General features: G+C 72.1%; 8 protein-coding genes. All 8 read right to left on the minus strand.

Going from position 1 to position 6,663, the window contains the following annotated elements; genetic code table 11:
- Nucleotides 1-38: 38 nt before the first annotated feature.
- A complete protein-coding gene (locus ACFVXK_RS05320) occupies nucleotides 39-392 on the minus strand; it encodes an MmcQ/YjbR family DNA-binding protein (protein WP_389610183.1) in 354 nt (117 codons plus the stop codon).
- Nucleotides 389-1,696: a hemolysin family protein gene (locus ACFVXK_RS05325; protein ID WP_389610184.1), complete on the minus strand. Its 1,308-nt coding sequence runs from the start codon at nucleotides 1,694-1,696 to the stop codon at nucleotides 389-391. The genes ACFVXK_RS05320 and ACFVXK_RS05325 overlap by 4 nt, the downstream gene beginning before the upstream one ends.
- On the minus strand, nucleotides 1,693-2,190 hold the full coding sequence (ybeY, locus tag ACFVXK_RS05330; protein ID WP_358892971.1) for an rRNA maturation RNase YbeY: 498 nt from the start codon (nucleotides 2,188-2,190) through the stop codon (nucleotides 1,693-1,695). The genes ACFVXK_RS05325 and ybeY overlap by 4 nt, the downstream gene beginning before the upstream one ends.
- Nucleotides 2,191-2,203: 13 nt before the next feature.
- Nucleotides 2,204-3,265 (minus strand): PhoH family protein, encoded by a 1,062-nt coding sequence (locus ACFVXK_RS05335; RefSeq protein ID WP_389610185.1) that lies wholly within the window; start codon nucleotides 3,263-3,265, stop codon nucleotides 2,204-2,206.
- Between the two features lie 119 nt (nucleotides 3,266-3,384).
- Entirely contained in the window at nucleotides 3,385-4,497 is a 1,113-nt protein-coding gene (locus ACFVXK_RS05340) for a carbohydrate kinase family protein (protein WP_389610186.1), read from the minus strand.
- Nucleotides 4,498-4,660: 163 nt separating this feature from the next.
- A complete protein-coding gene (locus tag ACFVXK_RS05345) occupies nucleotides 4,661-5,563 on the minus strand; it encodes a ribonuclease Z (RefSeq protein ID WP_389610187.1) in 903 nt (300 codons plus the stop codon).
- Nucleotides 5,564-5,569: 6 nt separating this feature from the next.
- On the minus strand, nucleotides 5,570-5,929 hold the full coding sequence (locus ACFVXK_RS05350) for a histidine triad nucleotide-binding protein (RefSeq protein ID WP_389610188.1): 360 nt from the start codon (nucleotides 5,927-5,929) through the stop codon (nucleotides 5,570-5,572).
- Nucleotides 5,930-6,016: 87 nt separating this feature from the next.
- A partial coding sequence (locus ACFVXK_RS05355) for a 16S rRNA (uracil(1498)-N(3))-methyltransferase (RefSeq protein WP_389610189.1) occupies nucleotides 6,017-6,663 on the minus strand: 647 nt, incomplete at its 5' end.

Here is a 6,663-nt window from a genome sequence, read left to right on the forward strand (position 1 = left end):
CCTTCGACCCTAACCTTCGCCCGTGAGCCGGCCAGGACTTAAGGCCGGTCCAGCCGCAGCCGCTCGGCCCTCGGCAGGCCGGCCACGACCAGGTCGTACGAGTCCTCCACCAGCTCGCGCACCAGCGCGTCCGGCAGCTCCCCGACCGACACGGTGTTCCAGTGCCGCTTGTTCATGTGCCAGCCGGGCACGATCGCGGCGTGCTGCTCGCGCAGCCGCACCGCCGCCTCCGGCTCGCACTTGAGGTTGACCTTCAGCGGCTCGCCGTCCAGCGCCGACAGCGCGAACATCTTGCCCAGCACCTTGAACACCGAGGTCTCGGGGGTGAAGGGGAACTCCTCCACCGCCGCGTTGAAACTCAGACAGAACGCGCGCAGCTCCGCCGGGGTCATTCCCCCTCCTCCCCCTCGACGGCCTCCGGAACCACCGGCTCCACGAGGACCGTGACGATCTTGTTCCGGCGGCCCGCCGGGGATTCGGCCGTCAGCCGCAGCGGACGCCCGTCCGGCAGGTCCACCACCGCCGAGGCCCCGGCGATCGGCACCCGGCCCAGGGCCTTGGCCAGCAGACCGCCGACGGTCTCCACGTCCTCGTCGTCGAAGGCCAGCGCCCCGAACAGCTCTCCGAGGTCGGTGATGTCCAGGCGCGCGGTGACCCGGTAGCGGTCGTCGCCGAGCTCCTCGACGGGCGGGAGCTCCCGGTCGTACTCGTCGGTGATCTCGCCGACGATCTCCTCCAGGATGTCCTCGATGGTGACGATGCCGGCCGTACCGCCGTACTCGTCGATGACGACGGCCACGTGGTTGCGCACCGACTGCATCTCGCGCAGCAGGTCCCCGGCGTTCTTGGTGTCGGGCACGAAGACCGCCGGCCGCATCACCGTGGAGACCAGGTCGCTCTCGGCCTCACGGTTGATGTGGGTGCGGCGGACGAGGTCCTTGAGGTAGACCATGCCGACGATGTCGTCCTCGTTCTCCCCGGTGACCGGGATCCGGGAGAAACCGGAACGCAGGGCGAGGGTGGTCGCCTGGCGGATGGTCTTGTAGCGCTCGATGCAGACGAGGTCGGTGCGCGGCACCATCACCTCGCGCACCAGCGTGTCGCCGAGCTCGAAGACCGAGTGCACCATCCGGCGCTCCTCGTCCTCGATCAGCGACTCCGCCTCCGCGAGGTCCACCATCGCGCGCAGCTCGGCCTCGGAGGCGAAGGGCCCCTTGCGGAAGCCCTTGCCCGGGGTGAGGGCGTTGCCGATGAGGATCAGCAGCTGCGGGATCGGCCCCATGATCCGGGCCAGCGGGACGAGGACGTACGCGGCCGCCGTCGCCGTGTTCAGCGGGTGCTGGCGGCCGATCGTACGGGGGGAGACGCCCACCGCCACGAACGAGACCAGCACCATCACGGCGATGGCCACCAGCAGGGCGGTCCAGTTCTCCCCGAACGCGTCGAGGCAGACGTACGTGACGAGCACGCCCGCCGCCATCTCGCAGGTGACGCGCACCAGCAGGGCCACGTTGACGTAGCGGGTGGGGTCGCCGGCGACCTGGGCCAGCTTGGCGCTGCCGCGCCGGCCCTCCCGTACGGCCTGGTCGGCGCGGAAGCTGGAGACGCGGGCGATCCCGGACTCGGCGCAGGCCGCGAACCAGGCCACCACGGTCAGCAGGACCGCCCCGGTGATCAGCTGGTAGGCGCCGGTCACGAGACGGTCGGGGCCGGGGAGGGACCGGTCAGCCCGCGCTCACCGCGCCAGCCGTCGACGATGGCCGCCTGGAGACCGAACATCTCGGCCTTCTCGTCCGGCTCCTCGTGGTCGTACCCGAGCAGGTGCAGCACCCCGTGGACGGTCAGGAGCTGGAGCTCCTCGTCCATGGAGTGCTGCGTGGGGGCGTCCTCGCCCTGCTTCTTCGCCACCTCGGGGCACAGGACGATGTCACCGAGGAGCCCCTGCGGGGGCTCCTCGTCGTCCTTCGACGGCGGCCGCAGCTCGTCCATCGGGAAGGACATGACGTCGGTGGGTCCGGGCAGGTCCATCCACTGGATGTGGAGCTGCTCCATCGCGTCCTCGTCGACGACGATGACGGAGAGCTCGGAGAGCGGGTGGATCCGCATCCGGGTGAGCGCGTAGCGGGCAATGTCGAGGATCGCCTGCTCGTCGACTTCGGTTCCGGACTCGTTGTTGACGTCGATCGACATGGTGCGCTGGGTTCTACTTCCGCTGGTTGCCGTTCCGGGCGGTTCCGGTCTCCCGGGCCGCCTGGCTGTCGTCGTACTTCTCGTACGCGTCGACGATACGGCCGATCAGCTTGTGCCGGACGACATCCTCGGAGGTGAGCCGCGAGAAGTGGATGTCCGGCACCCCTTCGAGGATCTCCTGGACCTGGCGCAGACCGCTCCTGGCGCCGTTCGGGAGGTCGACCTGGGTGACGTCACCGGTGATGACGATCTTCGTGTCGAACCCGAGGCGGGTCAGGAACATCTTCATCTGCTCGGGGCTGGTGTTCTGCGCCTCGTCGAGGACGACGAAGGCGTCGTTCAGGGTGCGACCCCTCATGTATGCCAGCGGCGCGACCTCGATGGTGCCGGCGGCCATCAGGCGGGGAATGGAGTCGGGGTCCATCATGTCGTGCAGGGCGTCGTAGAGCGGGCGCAGGTACGGGTCGATCTTGTCGAAGAGGGTGCCCGGCAGGAAGCCGAGCCGCTCCCCCGCCTCGACGGCGGGCCGGGTCAGGATGATCCGGCTGACCTGCTTGGACAGCAGGGCCTGCACGGCCTTGGCCATGGCGAGGTAGGTCTTGCCGGTACCGGCGGGGCCGATGCCGAAGACGATCGTGTTCTTGTCGATCGCGTCGACGTACCGCTTCTGGTTGAGGGTCTTGGGGCGGATGGTGCGGCCGCGGCTGGAGAGGATGTTCTGGGTGAGCACCTCCGCCGGGGTCTCCAGCGGGCGCCCCTCGGCGTCGCTGCCGTTCGCCTTGAGCATGGCGATCGAGCGTTCCACTGCGTCCTCCGTCATCGGCTGCCCGGTGCGGAGCACCAGCATCATCTCGTCGAACAGGCGCTGGACGAGAGCGACTTCCGCCGCTTCCCCGACCGCGCTGACCTGGTTGCCCCGCACGTGGATGTCGGCCCTCGGGAAGGCCTTCTCGATCACGCGCAGCAGCGCGTCGCCCGAACCGAGGACGGTCACCATGGGGTGCTTCGCCGGAACGGTGAAATGGGCTCGCGCCTGACCCGGAACGGGGCTGTGGGCTGTCGGTGTCTGAGTCATGGGCCGGCACTGTGGCCTGCGCATACCTCCCGCTGAGGGGCCGCGCCGATCGACGGCCTCCGGAGTACCAAGGGTACGTCCACCCCGGACCGTTCCCGAGGGGTTTTCCGGCCCGCGGACTAGGGGGTGCGGAAGCCGATGGTGGGGACGGCCCGGCGGCGGGAGCAGGGGCCGGCGCCGGGTGGGACGAGGGCGTCGAGGAAGGCGTAGCGGCCGCGCAGCTCCTCGGGGGCGGTGCGCCACCAGTGGGCCACCTCGGACCAGCCCGGGGCGGAGAGGGAGCCGCCGAACTCCTGCACCGAGAGGGCGGCGGTCAGGCCGGCGAAGGCCAGCCGGTCCGCCAGCGGCCATCCCGCGAGGCTGCCGGTGACGAACCCGGCCACGTACACGTCCCCGGCCCCGGTCGGGTCCAGGGCGTCGACGGTGATCGCGGGGACCTCCGCCGTCTCGCCCGTGCGGGAGTCCACGGCGTACGAGCCCTCCGAGCCCATCGTCACCACCGCGACCGGCACCTTCTCCGCCAGTGCCCGGGCCGCGGCGCGGGGACAGTCGGTGCGGGTGTAGCGCATGGCCTCGCCGGCGTTGGGCAGGAAGGCCTCGCAGTGCTCCAGGTCGGTCAGGGAGCCGAGCTCCCAGCGGCCGGTGTCGTCCCAGCCGACGTCGGCGAAGACCCGCGAGCCGCGGCGGGCCGCCTCGCCGATCCAGTCCTCGCGCCGGTCGGCGGTGAGCGAGGCGACGGCGGCCCGGGTCCTCGGCGGACACCAGGGGAAGGGGCCGGGACCGGCCGGGGGTGGGGCCTCGTGGCCGTGGGAGACCATCGTGCGCTCGCCCTCGTAGGCCATGGAGACGGTGACGGGGCTGTGCCAGCCGGGGACCGTGCGGGACATGGACAGGTCGATGCCCTCGCCCTGCTCCAAGGCGTCCCAGCAGTACTCGCCGTAGTGGTCGTCACCGAAGGCGGCGGCGAGGGAGGTGCGCAGGCCCAGGCGGGCCAGGGCGGTGGCCATGTTGGCGACGCCGCCGGGGCTGGAGCCCATGCCGCGCGCCCAGGACTCGGTCCCGCGGACGGGGGCGGAGTCGAGGCCGGTGAAGATGATGTCGAGGAAGACCGTGCCGGTCAGGAAGACGTCGCAGCCCGGCTCTCGGGGGTCGCGCAGCGGGCCGAGCGGGTCGAGGTCGTCGAGGTCGTCGAGCGCTCCGGGGCGGCTGGTGCGGCTGTCCCGACTGGTCACGGTGTACTCCCCGTTGAAGTGTCGTTTCTGCGGTCGGCTGGAGGGCTGGAGGGTTCACCCCGGACCCAGGAGCCGAACCCAGTGTGACGCACCTCACCTGAGCCGGACTCTCCTCCGGCCCTCGCCCGGCTGGTGCGCCGCCCGCACCGCCCGCACCGCCCGCCTAGCGCTTCGGCAGGGCGATCCGGGAGAGGTCGGCCGCGACGGTCAGCTCCCCCTCGAACCCCGCCGCCCGAGCCTCCCGTTCGAACTCCGAGGGGTCGGAGTAGCGCTGCGAGAAGTGCGTCAGCACCAGGTGCCGGACCCCGGCGTCCCGCGCCACGCCCGCCGCCTGCCCGGCGGTGAGGTGGCCGTGGTCCTCCGCGAGCGCCCGGTCCGCGTCGAGGAACGTGGACTCGATGACCAGCATGTCGCAGCCCTCGGCCAGCTCGGTCACCCCCGGGCACAGCCGGGTGTCCATGACGAAGGCGAACCGCTGCCCGGCCCGGTGCTCGCTGACCTCGTCCAGGGTGACCTCCCCCAGCCGCCCCTCGCGCTGGATCCGCCCGACGTCCGGGCCCTTGATCCCGTGCCGCGCGAGCAGCTCCGGCCGCATCCGGCGCCCGTCCGGCTCGGTGAGCCGGTAGCCGAAGGACTCCACCGGGTGCGACAGCCGCCGGGCCTCCAGGACGTACGAGGGGCCCTGCGCGAGCACCCCGTCCCGCGCCACCGGCTCCTCCCGCAGCCGCACCGTCTCCCGGTAGGCGGTCGCGTACCGCAGCCGGTCGAAGAACTTCTGCCCGGAGGCCGGGTAGTGCGCGGTCACGGGGTGCGGGACCTGGTCGAGGTTGATCCGCTGGATCACCCCGGCCAGGCCGAGGCTGTGGTCACCGTGGAAGTGGGTGACGCAGATCCGGTCGATGTCGTGGGCCGCGACACCGGCCCGCAGCATCTGGCGCTGCGTGCCCTCGCCGGGGTCGAAGAGGATGCCCTCGCCGTCCCAGCGCAGCAGGTAGCCGTTGTGGTTGCGGTGCCGGGTGGGTACCTGGCTGGCGGTGCCGAGGACCACGAACTCGCGTACGGACACGGACCGCTACCCGGGGGGCCACTGGAGGCCGCGGCCTCCCAGGACGTGCAGGTGGGCGTGGAAGACGGTCTGGCCCGCGCCGGCGCCGGTGTTGAACACGACCCGGTAGCCGTGGTCGGCGATCTTCTCCTCGGCTGCGATCTCCCCGGCCTCACGCAGTATGTCGGCGATCACGGCCGGCTCGGCGGCGGCGAGGGAGGCGGCGTCGGGGTGGTGCACCTTCGGGATGACCAGCACGTGGGTCGGTGCCTGCGGGTTGATGTCCCGGAAGGCCAGGGTGGTTTCGGTCTCCCGGACCACGGTCGCGGGGATCTTCCCCTCGACGATCTTGCAGAACAGGCAGTCCGCCTGCGGTTCCCCGGCCATGGCCGCCTCCCGTGATGTTGATCGGTCGCCGCATGCTACCGGCCCGGCCCCCCGCCCGGCCCGGCGGCCGAGCGGGGTTCGACGGCGCTACGACCAGCGGCCGGTGCGCGCCAGCAGGACGGCGGTGGCCGCCGTGCCCGCCGTCGAGGTGCGCAGGACCGAGCGGCCCAGGCGGTACGGGCGGGCGCCCGCCTCCGCGAAGGCGGCCAGTTCCTCCGGGGAGACCCCGCCCTCGGGGCCGACCACCAGCACCACCGAGCCCGACTCCGGCAGCGCGGCCGTCGCCAGCGGCTCCGAGGCCGCCTCGCGGTCCTCGTGCAGCACCATCGCCAGGTCGGCGCCGGCCAGCAGCGCGGCCACCTGCTTCGTGGACAGCGCCTCGCCGACCTCCGGGAAGCGGACCCGCCGCGACTGCTTGCCCGACTCCCGGGCGGTGGACCGCCACTTGGCCAGGGACTTGGCCCCGCGGTCGCCGCGCCACTGGGTGATGCACCGCGAGGCCTGCCACGGCACGATGGCGTCGACGCCGGTCTCCGTCATCGTCTCCACGGCGACCTCGCCCCGGTCGCCCTTGGGCAGGGCCTGCACCACGGTGATCCGCACGGCCGGCTCCGGCTCCTCCTCGATCGCGTTCAGGTCCATGACCACCAGGCGGTCCTTGCCCTCGGCCGCCTTGACCACGCCCTCCGTCCAGCGGCCCCGCCCGTCGGTGAGGACCACGTCCTCACCCGGCG

This window comes from Streptomyces sp. NPDC058157, from assembly GCF_042884105.1.
Taxonomy (GTDB): Bacteria; Actinomycetota; Actinomycetes; order Streptomycetales; family Streptomycetaceae; genus Streptomyces.